The organism is Bacillus sp. NPDC077411 (genome assembly GCF_044543425.1).
Classification (GTDB): Bacteria; Bacillota; Bacilli; order Bacillales; family Bacillaceae_G; genus Bacillus_A; species Bacillus_A bruguierae.
The window spans coordinates 133,355-151,529 of the sequence record NZ_JBITWA010000009.1; the positions used below are offsets into that span (position 1 = coordinate 133,355).

15 protein-coding genes are annotated in these 18,175 nt (G+C 36.4%); 2 read left to right on the plus strand and 13 right to left on the minus strand.

Annotation, left to right across the window (positions count from 1 at the left end):
• Positions 1-45: 45 nt before the first annotated feature.
• From ACIGHG_RS13880 to refZ, 7 genes are all read right to left on the minus strand, one after another.
• Positions 46-1,608, minus strand: coding sequence for an amidohydrolase (locus ACIGHG_RS13880; RefSeq protein WP_336470993.1), 1,563 nt, complete (start codon positions 1,606-1,608; stop codon positions 46-48).
• Positions 1,609-1,748: 140 nt separating this feature from the next.
• Entirely contained in the window at positions 1,749-3,335 is a 1,587-nt protein-coding gene (gene mbcS, locus ACIGHG_RS13885) for an acyl-CoA synthetase MbcS (protein WP_336470992.1), read from the minus strand.
• Between the two features lie 201 nt (positions 3,336-3,536).
• A complete protein-coding gene (locus tag ACIGHG_RS13890) occupies positions 3,537-3,731 on the minus strand; it encodes an alpha/beta-type small acid-soluble spore protein (protein ID WP_336470991.1) in 195 nt (64 codons plus the stop codon).
• Between the two features lie 79 nt (positions 3,732-3,810).
• Positions 3,811-5,022 (minus strand): tRNA uracil 4-sulfurtransferase ThiI, encoded by a 1,212-nt coding sequence (thiI, locus tag ACIGHG_RS13895; protein WP_090918208.1) that lies wholly within the window; start codon positions 5,020-5,022, stop codon positions 3,811-3,813.
• Positions 5,023-5,028: 6 nt separating this feature from the next.
• The gene (locus tag ACIGHG_RS13900; RefSeq protein ID WP_336470990.1) at positions 5,029-6,171 is read right to left on the minus strand and encodes a cysteine desulfurase family protein; all 1,143 of its coding nucleotides are present in this window, start codon (positions 6,169-6,171) and stop codon (positions 5,029-5,031) included.
• 398 nt (positions 6,172-6,569) lie between these two features.
• Positions 6,570-8,279 (minus strand): septation ring formation regulator EzrA, encoded by a 1,710-nt coding sequence (ezrA, locus tag ACIGHG_RS13905; RefSeq protein WP_336470989.1) that lies wholly within the window; start codon positions 8,277-8,279, stop codon positions 6,570-6,572.
• 357 nt (positions 8,280-8,636) lie between these two features.
• Positions 8,637-9,275: a forespore capture DNA-binding protein RefZ gene (gene refZ / locus ACIGHG_RS13910; RefSeq protein ID WP_090918214.1), complete on the minus strand. Its 639-nt coding sequence runs from the start codon at positions 9,273-9,275 to the stop codon at positions 8,637-8,639.
• A 235-nt stretch (positions 9,276-9,510) separates the two neighbouring features.
• On the opposite strand from refZ, the gene ACIGHG_RS13915 reads away from it, so the two are divergent.
• A complete protein-coding gene (locus ACIGHG_RS13915; protein WP_336470988.1) occupies positions 9,511-9,990 on the plus strand; it encodes a GAF domain-containing protein in 480 nt (159 codons plus the stop codon).
• A gap of 136 nt (positions 9,991-10,126) precedes the next feature.
• Here ACIGHG_RS13915 and megL read toward each other — a convergent pair whose 3' ends face one another.
• Positions 10,127-11,302: a methionine gamma-lyase gene (gene megL, locus ACIGHG_RS13920; protein ID WP_090918218.1), complete on the minus strand. Its 1,176-nt coding sequence runs from the start codon at positions 11,300-11,302 to the stop codon at positions 10,127-10,129.
• A gap of 351 nt (positions 11,303-11,653) precedes the next feature.
• On the opposite strand from megL, the gene rpsD reads away from it, so the two are divergent.
• Positions 11,654-12,256, plus strand: a complete 603-nt coding sequence (rpsD, locus tag ACIGHG_RS13925; RefSeq protein ID WP_090918220.1) for a 30S ribosomal protein S4 — start codon at positions 11,654-11,656, stop codon at positions 12,254-12,256.
• Positions 12,257-12,325: 69 nt separating this feature from the next.
• Here rpsD and ACIGHG_RS13930 read toward each other — a convergent pair whose 3' ends face one another.
• From ACIGHG_RS13930 to ACIGHG_RS13950, 5 genes are all read right to left on the minus strand, one after another.
• A complete protein-coding gene (locus tag ACIGHG_RS13930) occupies positions 12,326-12,478 on the minus strand; it encodes a transporter (protein ID WP_090918221.1) in 153 nt (50 codons plus the stop codon).
• 225 nt (positions 12,479-12,703) lie between these two features.
• Complete coding sequence (locus ACIGHG_RS13935; RefSeq protein ID WP_336470969.1) at positions 12,704-14,053, minus strand: MATE family efflux transporter; 1,350 nt, start codon at positions 14,051-14,053, stop codon at positions 12,704-12,706.
• A gap of 2 nt (positions 14,054-14,055) precedes the next feature.
• A complete protein-coding gene (locus ACIGHG_RS13940) occupies positions 14,056-15,417 on the minus strand; it encodes a glutathionylspermidine synthase family protein (protein ID WP_336470968.1) in 1,362 nt (453 codons plus the stop codon).
• Entirely contained in the window at positions 15,414-16,793 is a 1,380-nt protein-coding gene (locus ACIGHG_RS13945) for an ATP-grasp domain-containing protein (protein ID WP_336470967.1), read from the minus strand. The genes ACIGHG_RS13940 and ACIGHG_RS13945 overlap by 4 nt, the downstream gene beginning before the upstream one ends.
• Before the next feature lie 15 nt (positions 16,794-16,808).
• Positions 16,809-18,161: a phenylacetate--CoA ligase family protein gene (locus ACIGHG_RS13950; RefSeq protein ID WP_244547938.1), complete on the minus strand. Its 1,353-nt coding sequence runs from the start codon at positions 18,159-18,161 to the stop codon at positions 16,809-16,811.
• Positions 18,162-18,175 lie beyond the last annotated feature (14 nt).

The following is an 18,175-nucleotide window of genomic DNA, read 5'->3' on the forward strand; positions in this document are numbered from 1 at the left end:
GCCCACGAATAGCGGGATAAGAAATAAAGGCGGCATGTGCCGCCTTTATTTCTTATATACAACTTCACCATCCACAACTGTCATCATAACGTTTATCTCTTTTATTTCCTCTTCCTTCACATGAAATATATCTCTATCTAATATAGTAAAATCCGCCTCATACCCCCCTGCAATTTTCCCGCGGCTCTCTTCTTTTCCAATCGCATATGCACTTCCTGTTGTGAACAGTGAAACAGCTTCAAATACTGTTAACCTTTCTTCCGGCACGTAACAGTTTTCATCCACAAAGCTCTTTCTTGTTACGGCGCTGTATATACTTAAAAGCGGATTGACCTGCTCGATTGGTGCATCCGAACCACCTGCGCAGTGTAAACCAGCAGAAAGAAGTGTTTTCCATGCATATGCATATCGAAGCCTTCGCTCCCCTAGCTTTTCAATAACAGATGGAAAGTCAGAGGAAACGAAGACAGGTTGAATATCTAAAATTGCCGGAAGCTTCTTCATGCGCCGGATTAATTCCTCACGCGCAAGCTGACAGTGAATAATCCGATCACGCTGCCCTGCCTTTGGCGGATGCATTTCAAGCGCATCAATTACATATTCAAGCGATAAATCACCAATTGTATGAATTGCGACGGGCATATAGAATTCTCTTGCTTGTTTTACGAGTTCCGCAAGTTCTTTATGAGAAAAAATAGCAACGCCATTCGTTTCCTTTGCATCTTCATATGGTTCACTAAGCAGCGCTGTTCGTCCGCCAAAGGAACCGTCTGAAAAAATTTTCATTGCCCCAAACTCAATATAGTGTGTATTCTCATATTGCTCACGTTCGTGCGCTACTTCATGATGAACAAGAAGATGCGCTTTAAACGGCAAATTTCGAATCACTTCTGTAAAGGCACTGTATGTTTTTTGAAAACTACCATAGTAATTTAAATCTTCTGTATGACCGCCAACTAGTCCGTATTGCCAACAATCTTGAATTGCTGTTTGCAGCGCCTTCGTTAAATAAGCTGCATCGATGTCCGGTAGAATAGGGGCGATTAAATCTTGCGCTTGTTCATACAATAAGCCTGTGAATTCACCATGTTGATCGCGTCCAATTTTTCCGCCTTTTGGGTCTTTTCTACCTTGCATAATTTCAGCTTTCTCAAAAATATAAGAGTTCACCAACGTTACATGACGGCAAACGCGTTTTAATAAAATAGGATGATGGCGTGACAAATCATCTAGATCCCGTTTATGTACATCTTTTCGGTCTGTAAAATTATTTTCATTCCAGCCCTCACCAATAATCCATTCTCCTTGCTTCGTTGTTTTCACTCGCTCAGCAACAAGGCTTAATACTTCCTGATAAGATGTGCATGCTGATAAATCTAAGCGAAGTAATCGCTCCCCGTGTCCAATAAGATGCATATGGCTATCGACAAAACCAGGAAGCATTGTTTTTTCTTCTAAATCAACGAACTGCTTCGGATGATAACGAGCTTCTAACTCTTCTTTCGCTCCAACCTCAACAATTGTACCGTTTTCTACATAAACCGCTTCTACGACGCCTCCTTCTTCTTCCATCGTATAAATCTTTCCGCCGTGCCAAAGTTCTCCCATTTTCTTTCCCCCTAAACTTTAACCTTATAACAACCTAATTATCTTAATTTTCTTATAACACCATTATAAAACAACCCCTCCCATTAAACAAAAAACCCAATTCTATCCGGATAGAATTGGGCAGAGTGAAATGTACAACATTACTTTGAAGCCAATTCCATTTCACGTTTTCGCAGCTCCACGCGGCGGATTTTACCGGAAATTGTTTTTGGCAGTTCTTTTACAAATTCAATTTTACGCGGGTATTTATAAGGCGCCGTTAATTCTTTCACATGCTCTTGCAAGAGCGGAATCAACGTACTGTCATGCTCATCTACATTTTCCTTTAACACGATAAAGGCTTTTACGATGCTTCCTCTTATTTCATCTGGACTAGCCACAACAGCACACTCTCTGATGTATGGATGTTTAACAAGTGCGTCCTCCACCTCAAACGGTCCAATTGTGTAGCCCGAGCTAATAATAATATCGTCGCCTCGCCCTTCAAACCAGAAGTAGCCATCTTCATCTTTTTTGGCTTGATCACCTGTAATGTAATAATCACCGCGAAATTGCATAGCCGTGCGCTCCGAGTCTTTATAGTACTGTTTAAATAATGCTGGTGTTTTCACATGCACTGCAATATCCCCTACTTCTCCTGGAAGAACTGGCTGACCATCTTCATCCACAATATCAACTTGATTGCCTGGCGTCGGTTTCCCCATGGAACCAGGCTTTATTTCCATTCCTTTTAACACGCCAACAAGTAATGTATTTTCTGTTTGACCATATCCATCACGAACCGTTACATGAAAATAATTTCGAAATGTATCAATAACCTCTCTGTTCAATGGCTCTCCTGCTGAAACCGCACTATGCAAGGAAGAGAGGTCATATCGCTGTAAGTTCTCCACTTTCGCCATTAAACGATATTCGGTCGGCGTGCAGCACAGTACATTTACTTTATTATCACTTAATAATTGTAAATATGTTTCTGGATCAAATTTCCCGTGATATACAAATCCCGTTGCACCTGAACCGAGCGTTGCAAGAAATGGACTCCACACCCACTTTTGCCATCCTGGACTTGCTGTTGCCCATACAACATCATTCTCTTCGATTGCTAACCAATTTGCAGCGCTCGTACGAAGATGAGCATATGCCCAAGCATGGGTATGTACAACGCCCTTTGGATTACCCGTCGTTCCAGATGTATACGATAAGAAAACCATATCATCACACTTTGTCTCTGCCATTTCTAATACAGCACTCTCTGCTTTAAGCGCTTCCCCTATATTGCTCCAGCCTTCTAACGGTTTTTCGCTTAATACAAATTTATGAAGGGAATGCACTGCCTCGATTCCGTCGAATTGTCCTACATACGGTTCATAACTCACAATCGCTTTTACCTCTCCGTGCTCGATTCGGTATTCAATATCTTTTTTGCGCAGCATTTCTGAACTTGGAATGACAACAAATCCCACTTTAATTGCAGCAATATACGTCATATATGTTTCAATGAGACGCGGCATCATAATAAGAAGCTTGTCCCCTTTTTGCAGGCCACTTTTTATAAAAGCGTTTCCAATTTTATTTGCTCCTTCTAACAATTCCCCATATGTAACTTCCCTTTTATTCCCTTGATCATCTTGCCAAATAAGCGCAAGCCTATTTGGCTCACATGCATAACGCTCCATCTCTTCGACTAAATTATACATCGGCGGCGCTAATAACTCTTCCCGGTTCATACTCTTCCCCCTTTATTATGTCCATCCTTCTTTTAATAATAAAGAATTTTCTGTAAATTTAAAACTATCTTCTTTTGACAAATTGTTTTATATTTTGACCAGTTGGCTACAATAGTAGATGTTTTCTCTTATTTTTTGACATAAAACAACAAAAAGAAAGAGCGGGGAATCCCACTCTTTCTAAGCCATTGTATATAGTTGTTATCGTTGGAAACCGCCTAATTGTTGTTCAGCCATTGCAACTAAACGTTTTGTGATTTCACCACCAACAGATCCGTTAGCACGAGATGTTGAATCTGGTCCAAGTTGTACACCAAACTCTTGAGCGATTTCGTATTTCATTTGATCTAAAGCTGCTTCTGCTCCAGAAACTGCTAATTTATTTGTGTTTGCCATATGGTATCACCTCCTTGTGAGTATAGAGTGTGATAAACCATACAGCTTCATACATATCTTTTAATGGTAATTTATGGTTTTAAAATAAATCTTCAAATTTTTCTTCTTCTGCTACTTCTACTGTTTGCAATACCATCTTTTCTGTATTTGCAACAGCGGATTCAATAAGCGGTGTAAAATCATAGTATGATTCAAATTTATTCGCTTTTTCACGCTTCGGTTTTGTTGTTGGACTTGCTGGCGTAAAGACTGTACAGCAATCTTCATACGGACGAATTGAAATGTCATACGTACCGATTTCGTTTGCAATTTTAATAATTTCTAGCTTATCCATTGCAATAAGCGGACGGATAATTGGATAATTTGTCACTTCGTTAATCGTATGCATACTATCTAACGTTTGACTCGCTACTTGGCCAAGACTTTCACCTGTCGCAAGAGCAAGCGCGTTACGCTCTTCTGCAATACGCTCTGCAATACGCATCATCATACGGCGCATAATTGTCATTGAATAGCTAGATGGAATTTCTTTATTAATTGTTTTTTGAACTTCTGTAAACGGTACAAGATGAAGTGTCACACGTTTACAATACTTCGTTAGCTCCTGCGTTAAATCAATTACTTTCTGCTTTGCACGCTCACTTGTAAATGGAGGGCTATGAAAATGAATAGCTTCCACAGCTACGCCGCGCTTCATTGTTAAGTAAGCTGCAACTGGGCTATCAATACCACCAGAAAGAAGAAGCATTACTTTTCCGCCAACACCAACTGGAAGACCGCCAGCTCCCATGCGCTCATCACACATAATATAGCTATAACCGCTTCGAATTTCAACGCGGATATTTACATCTGGATTATGAACATCTACTGTAATATCCTCTGTATTTTGTAAAATATACCCGCCGATTTCTGGAAGAAGCTCCATCGTTTGCATCGGGAAGTGTTTGTAAGAACGGTGAACTGTAATTTTAAATGTTTTCACATCACGCTTTACTTGTAAAAAAGCAGCAAGTGCACCTTTTTTAATTTCTTCTAAATCTGTTGGTACTTTCATTGCTAAGTTAAACTTGTGAATCCCAAACACATCTTGTAATTTTTCAGCAACCGCTTCATGATCTTCACCATTTAATTGAATATACATGCGGTCATGCGTCGCATCAATTTTTAAGTTTGTAAATTTCTTCAACTTATGTTTCACATTATCTTTTAACGTGCTCACAAACTTAGAACGATTCTTTCCTTTTGTTGTCATTTCGCCGTAGCGAACTAAAATATATTCGTATGTCATCATCTTTCCTTACCTCATCACTTCATATAATTTTGGCAATGTTTCTTTTATAATTCCTTCAAATTGTTTTACTTCTTCCAGCGTATTTTCCGCAGTTAAACTGATACGAATCGCACTTTCTGCTACTGTATGCGGCAAACCCATCGCTAGTAAAACGTGGCTTACTTCGTTTGCTCTTGACGAACAAGCAGACTTTGTTGACACATACACACCACGTTCTTCCAAAGCATGCACAACAACTTCTGGCTTTAATCCCACAAATGATACGTTTAAAATATGCGGTGCCGTATGTTCTTTCGGTGTATTAATTGTAACATCCTTCATGCCCTTAAACATACGAATGATTTCTTCTTTTAACGTTCGAAGATGCCTCATATTTTCTGACTGTTTTTCTAAAGTCATTCGCAAAGCTTTTATCATCGCAACAATTCCTGGCAAGTTTTCTGTACCAGAACGGTAACGCAATTCTTGTCCACCACCTGATAAAACCGGGTCGAGCCTTACACCATCACGAACATATAGAAGTCCTGTTCCTTTTACACTATGGAACTTATGTCCTGAAATCGTGCAAAGGTCAATATGATTTTCATACAAATCAAGCGGTACCTTTCCAATTCCTTGCACATGATCGACATGAAATCGTACTTTCGGATAGTTCGCTAACAACTTCCCAACTTCATCAACAGGCTGAATCGCTCCTGTTTCGTTATTGACGTGAATCATGGAAACAAGAATGGTATCATCTCGAAGAGCACGTTTTACATCTTCTACTGATACAACACCATTTTCATTTACCGGCAAATATGTAACGTCAAAACCAAGATTTTCTAGTTGTTTATATGCTTCAAACACAGAAGCGTGTTCAATGTTTGTTGTAATCATATGCTTACCACGGGAGCGATTTCTCATCGCAATCCCCTTAATTGCAAGGTTATTTCCTTCTGTTCCTCCAGACGTAAAGACAATTTCTGAAGGCTTTACACGAAGAAGCTGAGCTGCAATCGTACGTGATTGCGTTAATAAACGCTCTGATTCTCCTCCAAGGGAATGGATAGAAGAAGGATTTCCAAAATATTTTCCTGCAACTGTCACATAGGATTGCAAGGCTTCCGGGTACGGCTTTGTCGTCGCACTATTATCAAAGTAAATCATCGTTATTCCCCTTTCACCGATATTGAAATCCCATAAAGTGAAACTTCCATCAGTGACGCTTTTCCCACTGATGGTTAGTTGAACCAATCGGGCCTTTACGGGCAGTTTATCTCCCACCTAGCTTCTTTGTTTTCACCGCATTTTTAGGTGGGAGTATTACTGCCCGTTAATGCGGGATAAAGTGAAACTTCCTTGCTTTACGAGAAAGATCCTCGTAGCGGGATAATCATATCATAAATTCATGTATTTCCGCTAAGCTTGCTCATAGTTTCCGTTATTAAAGCGGAAGTATGTCTACTTTTAACGAAAAAACGTCCCATATTCCGCTATTCATTATATCAATATTACATGATAATGCATATAAAAGTTATTTGAACAAAAACAAACCCCTTAATCAATTAAGGAGTTTGTTCTAAGTCAACAAATTCAGCAATCTTTTGGACAATACCTGGTTCAATTTGCTCTAATACAGAAGCTGCTTGTTCTAAAGCAGCATCATATTCATATTCACGGAATAATTGCTCTGCGTTATCTAAGCTTTTCGCCAACATTTCATCATCGCTGCGGTAACGATTACCATACTGAATTAATTTTTCTACTAAATATGCTTGTTCAATTAACTCCTGTGTTGCTTCGTAAACACCATTTACAATAGCTACCGTTTCTTCTAGTGTACGATTTACCGCACCCATATCAAGCGGCTTTAATTCTAGGTGCTCATACACACTTTGTATCGCATGTTGTCCATTTTGCAAGTCAGCCACAACATGATTTGGCAACCCAGGTAAATTCGACTTTTGCATCATGCGCTTTGCTTCCATCATCGTATGACGCATTTCCTTTAACGCCTCACGCGCTTCAAACTCATCTTTACGCATCGTTTGCAACATGTCTTTGTACTCAGCATGAAGTACTTTTAATGTTTCACATTGCTCATAAATTTCTTCTAACTCTTCTCTAATCACAGAAAATGCGATATCTTGCTCTGCAATACGAAGTTGCAACACTTCAAAACGCTTCATTAAGATGTGCATCTGTTTCTCAATCACTTTTTGAGATTCAATATCTTTTTCCTGTAATTGATAGCTTTGCTTCACAAATTGTGTTTCTGCTTTCGTTTCCAGCGCTTGCTCTCGAATTGTTTCTAAATCTTCGTACACAGTTACCGTCTGCTGTTCAACATAATGTTTGGCTCTTACTTCTAATTCTAATTGTTCATATAATGTATCAAGATGCCCTTTTAAGACTTCCACTTTTTCTTGTGCTTCCACTACGTGTAAAGATTCTAAATCGGCAAGGCATGTTTGCAGTTGTTTGTTCATCTCTCTTACTTCTTTTGGAATTTCTAAATGATTTAATACATAGCCTTGTTTTTTCATATCGTCGTGACCTTGTGATAAATCTTCTAATTGCACTGGTAATGTCGCTTGACATTCTACTAATAGCTCTGGTACTTCATGCACAATTACTTCTAAATGTGTTAGTCCTTCTTCTAAACTCCCCACAATTTCACGTGCTTTTAAGTAATCTCCATTTTGTGTTGCTTCTTCAAACGTTTGAAATTTCTTTGACTCTACATCAAGTAGCCCTTCAATCTTCTTCTCGGCTGAACCGAACATATGGCGATGAGCAAGCACACTCTTTTTCAAATTGCGATATGTATCACGCAACTGCTCAATTTCCGAATTGTTTTTTTCATAACTTTCCAATAATTCTTGTAGTTCATTTAAAATATCCATAATCCGATAATCTGCTTCATCTAAACTGCTTCTGGATTCATTAATTGTATGTTTTGCTTTTCGGAAGGAAAATTGCGCGGCAAATTTTTGAGCGCTTTCTAATTCTTTTTCTGCTTTCGGAAGAATATTAGCAACAATTTCATCCCATTCGTTGCGCCATTTTCCAAACAGCTCTTCTGTTTGTCCGGTCATCTTTAACTCTTTCACCCGTTTCAGTTCATCCGCTACAGGTTTATCCTTAATTTCTTTCTTCCATTGCTCTAGTGCTTCGATATCTTTATATAAACGATTTCTCATCACAAGCTCTACGATAAGAAAGAGCAAGATAGCACTCACGATGATGATAACGATCGTTAAGATTGAATCCATTCAAAAGCCTCCTATTTATCTGTTTTTTGTCCGTTCCGTTTTTTAAAATGGAAGGCGTTATGTAAGAAAAGGGAAATCCCCCATATTTAACAACTAGCAATGTATTAATCATACCATGTAATTATGTGTTTTTGGCCTAGTTTTTCGAAAAATTTCATGAAAGAATTTACTACTTCCAAGTCGATCCCGTACACACCTCCAACCCAAAATTATAATTACGAAAAGTCTGTATTTTTTCAAAAACAATAACCACTATATAAGGATTTAAAAATAAGATACTCATTCATGAAAAGCAAATAAAAACAGCTTATTCCCATACATATTGGCAACAAGCTGTTTTACGTTTTTTTGTTTTCTTCATACATACGCCGCCCTCGGCAGAGGATATTGTAAATGCTCTGTACAAAGTGCTTGCTCCATCCACTTCTCTACTTCCCTCATATACATTTCGATAAAAAAGATTTCTGACGGAAAGGAATGCAGCACTTCTGATATATATTGCGGATATAAATACGGCATACTAATCATTCCCTTTAACTGCGTCATAAACATCGCGAATGATACATTTTGAAATTCTTTGTTTTCTTGCCCTTGTCTAATGAGTTGCTCTATATAGTATCTCTCTTTTGAAAAGTAAATCGTCATAATTTCGCGGATTAACGTGCTATCTAACGAAAGTTCTCTGTAAAAAAAACGAGTAAGTTCTCTTCGCTCAAATTGATATTGTAAAATATTTCTCACCATCTGAAATAATACTTCTTTTGAAGACAAAAAATTCCGCTGTTCAAATGTCATTTCAATAGTGCGTAAGTAGCCCTCTAAAAAGTCTGACACCAACTGTTCCAGTAAGCCTTGTTTCCCGGCAAAATAATACGAGATATTTGCAACATTGACATCTGCTTGTTTCGCTATATCACGCACTGATGTACCATTATAGCCTTTCGCATAAAACAGTGAAATTGCCGCATCAATAATCTTCTGTCTCGCCTGTGTCACACACTCACTCCCTTTCATCCCGCTATTCGCGGGCAGTAAGACCCCCAACTGATAGAAGTTTTACTTTATCGAACAGCTCCCTTTTAACAAGCAGAAAAGGCACGATTAATTGAACTTGATGTAAATTTCTTGACTTTTAAGACAAATTCCTTTAATTTTCTATCGACAAAGTCTTGCGAATTATAGCTTATTTTGCAATAACTTTACATTTACCTACAGAAAGGGCGGCGTTTCCATGTTTACAGCAGAAGGATATACAGGTACACGTGAAGAGCAATACAGAGCAGTAATTAAACAACTCGATGCTTTATTAACAGGTGAATCAAATGTAGTAGCTAACTTAGCAAATGCATCTGCTTTACTCAATGTGTTTTTACAAGATATTAACTGGGTAGGTTTTTATGTAACAGAAGGAAATCAGCTTGTACTTGGTCCATTCCAAGGATTACCAGCTTGTGTTCGCATTCCATTTGGCCGCGGTGTATGCGGCACAGCAGCAGAAACGAAAACAACACAACTTGTCGCTGATGTTCACAAGTTCCCTGGACATATCACCTGCGATGCAGCCTCTAATTCAGAAATTGTTATACCGCTTATCAAAAACGATGAAGTCATCGGCGTACTAGACATCGATAGTCCAACTAAAGGGCGCTTCGATGAAATAGATCAAACATATTTAGAGAAATTTGTCGCAACTTTATTGAAACATATATAATGCAAAGGAGCTGACTTAGGGTCAGCTCTTTTTAGTGCGTTTGGAGCGTCGAGCATCGTTGAAGGGTCTTTATATCGTGTCGAATCGCCGATATATTCTAAGAAACGGTCGATATATTGAATAGACAGCATTTTTCTTACGATAAAGCTGTTTTTTCTTTTTGCAGTGCGTGCGCTAAGTCCCTTACAATATCTTCCCAGGACTCAAGCCCTGCAGATAAGCGTAATAAATTATCAGAAATCCCCATCTGCTCACGAACATGTTTTGGAATCACCGCATGTGTCATCGTTGCTGGATGCTGAATTAACGTTTCTGTATCACCAAGACTCACTGCAATTGCAATTAATTTTAAGTTGTCCATTACAGCTTGCGCTTCCATTTTCCCACCCTTTACTGTAAACGACAGCACACCGCCTCCGCGCTTCATTTGTTTATTTGCAAGCATTCCTTCTGGATACCAAACATCTTCTACTAGTTCATGATTTCGAAGAAAGGCAGCAATTTTTTCGGCATTGTCAGAATGGCGATCCATTCGAACTGCTAATGTTTTTAAACCTCGTAAAAGTAACCATGCATCAAACGGTGCCATAATCCCGCCAACATCTTTACGAATAGGACGAATTTTTTCGGCAAGCTCCTTCGTTTTACAAATTGTAACACCGGCCACAACATCACCATGACCGCCAATATATTTTGTCGCACTGTGCAAGACGATATCACAACCTACTGTAAGTGGTCTTTGCAAGTACGGTGAACAAAATGTATTATCAACAATAACGAGCAGTCCATGCTGCTTTGCTACTTTAACGACAAGTTCTAAATCAATTAATTTCATCGTTGGATTAATCGGTGTTTCTACAAAAATGATTTTTGTATTCGGCCCAATACTACTTTTAATCTCCTCTTCTGTTTCCATTTCGCATAATGTATGCGTAATTGCAAATTTCTCTTCTAACACTTCTAAAAAGCCATACGTACAACCGTATAAGCCATTCGAACAAATAATATGATCTCCCGCTTTTAAAAAGGCCAAAAGTGTTCCTGAAATAGCTGCCATACCGGAGCCAAACGCAAGTGCCGCTTCTCCTTCTTCTAATGCTGCCATTCTTTCCTCAAATAACTCGACTGTCGGATTGCCAAGTCTAGAATAAATATAAGCTGAATCATATCCAGCAAAGCTTTCTTCTCCTTGCTGCGCTGTTTCAAATGTATACGTAGATGTTTGGAATAACGGCGGTGTTAAACTTCCTTTATGCTGTGCTGCATCATACCCATGATGAATTAACGTCGTTTCGATATGTTTCTTTTTCATACAAACATCCCCCTTATATCTCATCTTATGTAAGCGTTTTCTTTCTGTTGCTATCCATTCCATGAGTGTTTATAAAATTCCTTCTTGCACTTTTCCAAAATTTAAATGTATAAAATGAAATTTGATGTTCTTGACTCCCTCCTAATAAGCAGATATAATAGCCTTTGTGTAAAATAAAAAGGCAGCCTTGTAATGTGAGTTTATTGTTTGTATTTTGTTCCTCACAATGAGGTGTATCGTGTAACTCCCTGCTGCTGGAGCGAGGATACATGAAAATGAAATACGCATAAATGTCAATTACGTCTGTTTTTATTTTACAAAAATAAAAACATTTTAAAGGAGGAGTCATTCATGGCTCGTTATACAGGTCCATCTTGGAAACTTTCTCGTCGTCTTGGAATCTCTCTAAGCGGCACAGGTAAAGAATTAGAAAAACGCCCTTACGCACCAGGTCCACACGGTCCTAACCAACGTAAGAAACTTTCTGAATACGGTTTACAATTACAAGAAAAACAAAAACTTCGTCACATGTACGGCATGACTGAGCGTCAATTCCGTCGCACATTTGACCAAGCTGGTAAAATGATGGGTAAACACGGTGAAAACTTCATGATCCTTCTTGAAGCTCGCCTTGACAACCTAGTTTACCGCATGGGCTTAGCTCGCACTCGTCGCGCTGCTCGTCAATTAGTAAACCACGGTCACATCATGGTAGATGGCGCTCGCGTAGATATCCCATCTTACCGCGTTAAACCAGGCCAAACTATCAGCGTTCGCGAAAAATCTCTAAACCTAGCTGTAGTTAAAGAAGCTATCGAAGTTAACAACTTCGTACCTGAGTACTTAACTTTCGATGCTGACAAATTAGAAGCTACTTTCACTCGCTTACCAGAGCGCGCTGAGTTAGCTGCTGAAATCAACGAAGCGTTAATCGTAGAGTTCTACTCTCGTTAATGATGAAAAGCCAATCCTTTTGGATTGGCTTTTTTCGTTGTATAAAAACATTTATCTCGCAGTTTCACTTTATTTCAGTTTTATATTCATCGTTTTATTCTCTGCTTGTTTCTCCACATAAACATGTTGTTCACTACATTTTTTTTGTAATTGACTTGTTTCGTTTTCTGCTAGCTGTCCTGCATTTAGTAGTGAAAAAATAATTAATGCTTCTAGTGACATATAGATAACTCCCTCTTTTCTATCACTTTTGATATTTACAGCATACATGTTTGTTATGAACTTGAAGTGAACATACGGAAAAGTTTTGAACAAAAATTCAACATGACATAATAATGAAATTTGTTATTTCACCTTTCTCATTTGTTTCAGAAAAAGTGATAAGCAAAAAAATTGTATCATGCTCATTCACACTTATATGATATTTCAATTTAAATGTTTTCTAAATTAAACACACTCTTCACTCGCTGCCACATCTTTCATTTCTACACTAGACCAATCTAGCTTCAAATACCTATATCCAAATGCAACAAATAATCCTAAAATATAAATGTAAAACCCAATCCATGGACCATAAACCCCTAATTTCCACACAAAGGTGAAAATAAAAGATATTGGAATAAACATGAACCATCCTAATAATAAAGCTACTTTCATTGTATAAGAATTATCACCAATACCTCTTAAAGCACCAGCTAAAATTAATTGAAGTCCATCAAAAATAACGAACAATGAAGCAAAACGTAACACTTCAGCAGTTAGTGAAAGTACTACTTCTTCTGTAGTAAATAATTTTGCTACATATTCCGCTCCAAAAAAATAAATGATTGTAAATGGAACAATGAAGTAAAGTCCTACTTTCATTACATCAAATCCAATTTCTTTAGCAATGAGAGGTTTCCTTTTTCCAAGTTGTTGTCCAAGTAAAATTGTTGCTGTAATTCCAAATCCAATCCCTGGCAAATATGCGAGTGATATTACATTTAAAACAATTTCTGTAGCAGCTAATTCTATATCACCAACTCTAGAAATGAATATGGTAAAAACAAGCATTGCACCACTCATTCCTAGTTCTTCTAAGCCGATCTTTAATCCCTCTATATTAACTAGTTTAAACTCTCCTTCTTTAAAACTTATAAGCTTTCTTGTTGGAAATACATTATTTTCCCTAAAATAGCAAACTAGCAATCCTGTAACTTGAACAATTTCTGAAACAATAAATGCCCAACCTGCACCTAATACACCTAATTTAGGAAAGAATAAAAATCCATTTACCAACAATAGTGCTAATATTACATTTAAAGTATTACCTAAAATTGAAAAATACATTGGAGTCTTTGTATTTCCTATCCCTCTAAAAAATCCATTTAATACTACCCGAAACATGTTCAGTGTAAATGAAATAATTCTTAATCCTAAATAACCTACTCCAATCAATGCAATACTTTTTGAAACCCCCATAATTCCAAAAAACCATGAAGGCACAAATAATGCGAATAATAAGAAAAAAGGAACTAGAGCTATAACAGAATATATTCCTGTATACGTGTATGTAACACATTTTTTTAAATCTCTAGCTCCATAAGATTGTGATACTAAAAAGTTTACAGCGAAGCCAATGCCACTAAATAGAGCAAACAAATTTAATATAACTACGTTTGTAATACCCACTGCAGCAATTGCTTCATAACCTAAGTGTCCAATAATGATAAGATTTACCACTCCCATTAAGTTAGTGGAACTCATCTCAATGATAGTTGGAATAGTCATTTTCAAAATTTTCTTATATCTATTCATGTTTAACTCCTATAAAAAAGACATGTTACAGCTGCACCATTTTTCAGGTTCACTACATCACTTTGCTCACAAGGTAATCCCCTTAACATCGCTCCTGCGAATCCTCCATTAATAATGTATACCCCCCAACACATGATGGCTTTCTTTAAATCAATAGTTTCCTCTATTACAAAAGGAATTTCTTCTTCAAGTGGATATACCCTTTCCTGGACAATATACACAATATCAGAATTTAATAAATTTAAAACCGCTTTTTCCCAATCATTCTCATTGTACTTCCAGCCTAAAAATACCTCATTTCCTCCATAACCAATCGTTGCCTTAATCACAAGTTTATCTTTATTTTTTAAAATATACTCCATTCCCTCAACCTCTAGATTATCTTCTGACGTTACCATGTCTTTTAAAAATCGAGTCCAAGGAATGCATCTTTTTACTAAATCTAATTCTTCATTTGTAAAGAAATGACTATAATAAGGATCTGAAAGGAACACAAGATTTCCTTTATTTCCATAAAGTTCAGTATGAAATCCTGTTAACAACTCCAGATTACCAGCTTGGGAAGCTTGGACAATTGCTTGTACTTCTTCTGGATTATATAGCGCATCATCACATAAAAATGCACGATACAAAATATCAATTTTCCGGCCATTTACTGTAAGCATATTATCCTTAAGTTCCGCTTCTTTTTGAGAGCATATAATCGCATTATATCCAGCTTCTTCTAGTCTTAATTTAATATAATTTAAGGTCCCATAGTAACTATCAAGATATTCATCCCAATCCATAACAGCTATAGTTATGTCACTATAGTTTCTCCCAATCTTTATAGCTAGTTCATTTATATTTTCTATTAATATATCCATAGGATCAACATAATCCCATTTTTCAGAATCCTTTAGCATTTTATAAAACTCAAAAGAACGCATGCTTTTATTTAAATATCCTATATCTAGTCCTCCAACACTGCTATCTACATTAAATTCCAAAAATTTATATCCATCTTTTGTAAAATACATATCGCTGCGAGCTATCAAATTCTTATTTTGATACGTTGTCATCATTAATTGATATTGTTTTTCTGAAAAACCTAAAGTTGTACACATTTTTAGGATATCCCCTGAAAATATACGTTCTGGTAAAGATACAATAATATCTAATAATGCCTTGGTATCTCTACTAAGGATGTCCAATTTTTCTCCGCTTAACAATCCAGGCTTTGGAATTATCATAGTTTCTTTATCAGAATAATACTGAAGAACTCTCTCTTTAACCAATTTATTTTGTAATTGTTTAAATGAGCTGATTGCTAATTGGGAATTCTCTCGTACACTCACATTAAATTCATCAACATGTGTCTTCATACACTCATTACCTTTTCTTTCACATCTTTTAATACAATTACAGGTTGCTCATATCCACCTTGGCCAAGATTAATAACAGCTTTATCCGAAATACGTGATACGACTCCAGCATATTTTCCACCAAACATAAATATATCAATTCCGAATTTCTTGCTTTTTTTCACAATATTTTCACCTTCGGATTCTAATATACTTACACTTGGAATTTCGTTATATTCCTGAATAATCCAATTTGTATTTTTATTATCATTTACAATTTTAGCCCATACCTCTTCATCTGTATCTTTACCTAAAAATACATTTTCCCCTCGTGTAGAATTATCAACTTTTAAAACAAAGCGATCTTTATTATCAATAACATATTCAATTAAATTTATTATTTCCCCTTTAAAAGAAGTTATAGTTTCTTCTAACTTTCTTGTCCATAAAATATGTTTATTAACCATCTCGATTTGTTCGTAAGATAAATATTTTTCTTGAAATCTCGGATCTGTAAGTAAGGCTAATGTCATTTTACTCTCTCCGATAAACATAGAAGGATATGAGTTAACATTACAAACTAGCCCTTTCTCACATGCTTCAATTACATCCTCCATATCTTTATTACCTAGTTCTAATTGATCAACTTTATTATAAATAATATCGATGGGACATTCGTTATACATAAGTTGCTGCCTTTGTGAATCTAATTTTAGATCTCGCAAATCACAAATAACAATGTTATGTCCCATTTCACGACCATATTTTTTTATGTGCTCCAATTCGTATGAATAGTTACCAGCATAATTTACAAGAGCAATTTGAGGCCTATCAATATTACCTCCCATTTCTTTATAAGCATTTAATAATTCACTAATAAATCCATTAGGTGTATCACACAAAAATTGTTCCTGTTCATAAGAGCTTGTAATTTCTTTAATAAATGATAGATTAGCCCATTGCTCTTTCAATTTACCTAATACAATAACCCCTCCTGGGCAGCATGCATTTGGTTCAACGACTTTAAATCCATCTCCTCCATTCCATATACAATCAAATCTTGAGATTCTAATTTTGCGCTTATACCTTGGATTAATGTTAATTAATCTTGTATATTTATTGTAGTATGAAAAAAACTCCTTAATCTCGTCATCTTTCTCATATGCTTCTAACACTATTTCTAATGCATCAGAAAGTGTTTCAGAAGCTCTCTGAAAATATTTGTTTTCTTCTTCAGTAATAGCTAAAGGCTGAACAGAAAAAGGGAGTGCCTTTTCTTTAAATATTAATCCTTCTTGTTGAATGATTTGATCTACTTCTTTTAAAGTCTCTTTAAAGCCTCTTTCATTTTTTTCTGCTAAATTATGAAATTCTTCTCCAATTTGTTTAAATAACATATAAAATCCCTCCGTTTATTTTCTTTGATCTATAACTCGAACGATTTTTCCTGAACTTTCAGAAACCTTAAGATTCTCTCTGCTTACTAAACTGATTACTAAGGGGGCGATTACCTGTAATTGAATCATTTGTTTAAGCTTCGGTGTATAAGTTAAAATCCGCTCCCTAATTCTGTTTATTAAATTTGCTTCAATTTCTTTATCCATAGCTTTTCCTGATACTTCAAAAAAAACATGAATCATATCTCTATTTGCCTGTTTTTTTACTACTAATTGAAATTCTCCAGTCAACTCGTCTAAATGACTGCATGCCTGAGCGAAAATTTGCGGAAAGATTTGTTCACCACCTAATTTAATGATTTCCCCTTTTCTTCCGATTAATTTAATCCTTTGATTCGTTCTCCCACACGGGCACAAAGAATCTATTTTTAATACCAAATCATTTGTTTGGTATCGAATAACTGGCATCAATTTTCTTTTTAAATTCGTAATGACAAGTTCACCAACTTCTCCATCTTGTACAGGTTGGCCTTGTTCATTCAAGATCTCAACATACTGCAATTGATCATGTATATGGTACGTACCTGCTTCACAGTAATCACATTGAAAACCAATAGTCCCAACATCCATACTTTGAAACACTGATTTGAAATCTTTCACTCCTAAAGCAGATTCTAAATAATTCTGGGTAGAAGAATACATTTTTTCTCCGCCATAAACAATTCGATTTATTGAAAGTTGACTTTTGTTTTTTTCTATATATTGTGCTAAGGGTACGACATCCGAAGGCATGACTAACAGGGTTGTAACATTGAACATTTTTATATACCTAGATAACCTTTCAAGATCCGAACTCATCCCTATAGGAACAATTGTACATCCTGTTCTTTCAAGTCCTAGATAAACAGTAAACTCAGATGTTAAAAATCCTGGTACTCCAAATGTGGCAACTGTATCACTTTTATTAATTCCGGCCATTGCATAACCTTTACCATGAAAAAATATATTTTCTTTTAGCTCATCTGCTGTTAAATAAATCAGTTTAGGTTCTCCTGTTGTTCCCCCACTTGTAAATACGTAAGAATTGTGAGGAGAACTGGTCAGCATATGCTTTGGCGGAATTTCTTTCATAATATCTCGAGAACTAATCATAGGAATTTCTTCATACTCTCTAAGATTGCTTACATTCACATTTACATTTTGATATAACTCCTGGTAAAATCGCGATTGTTCGTTAGCAAAAGATACAATTTTATTTAGTTGTCCTAATTGCTTTATTTGTTTATCTTTCCTCGGGATAAAATCTGTCGTTTTCTCTAAATTTGTAAATATTGAAGTGCTAAACAATAAATCTCCTCCTTTGTTCATGATAAAAGAAATGA